This is a genomic window from Prevotella sp. ICM33 (assembly GCF_000517825.1).
Lineage (GTDB): Bacteria > Bacteroidota > Bacteroidia > Bacteroidales > Bacteroidaceae > Prevotella > Prevotella melaninogenica.
In genome coordinates, this window is the sequence record NZ_JACD01000076.1 from 1 (window position 1) to 517 (window position 517).

Sequence of the window (517 nt, forward strand, 5' to 3'; positions counted from 1 at the left end):
TTTAAAAGAAACGTATGGAGACATCCCCAGTGACCTGCCGTACGCTTGAGGAATTCTATCATATCAATGGACGTAGTTTTGAGAAACAATACAAGGAAACACTAAGTGGTTACAGGTCCTGGGATCAGTTGTCTCATGCTCAGAAGTGGCTTCTCTTTGAGGATAATATTGGTAAGAATATAGCAATAGACGAGACATCCTTGTCCAATGGTGAACTCTATACGATTATCACTAATAGGGACAAACACGGCAAGCAAGGATGTCTTGTAGCCATTGTTGCTGGAACCAAATCCTTGGATGTCTGCAAGGTATTGGATAAGATAGATGAAAAGAAACGGGAAGCCGTAGAAGAGGTCACCTTGGACTTGTCCGATAGTATGCGTAAGATTGTAAGGCATTGTTTTCCAAAGGCTAAACGAGTGATTGATCGCTTTCATATACAGAAACTTGCAAGTGATGCCGTGCAACAGATGAGAATAGAGTATCGCTGGGCAGCTTTACAGCAAGCAAATGACGA

1 protein-coding gene is annotated in these 517 nt (G+C 42.2%); it reads left to right on the forward strand.

The features are described 5' to 3' along the window. Positions 1–14 precede the first annotated feature (14 nt). A partial coding sequence (locus HMPREF1505_RS09910) for an ISL3 family transposase (protein ID WP_036925014.1) occupies positions 15–517 on the forward strand: 503 nt, incomplete at its 3' end.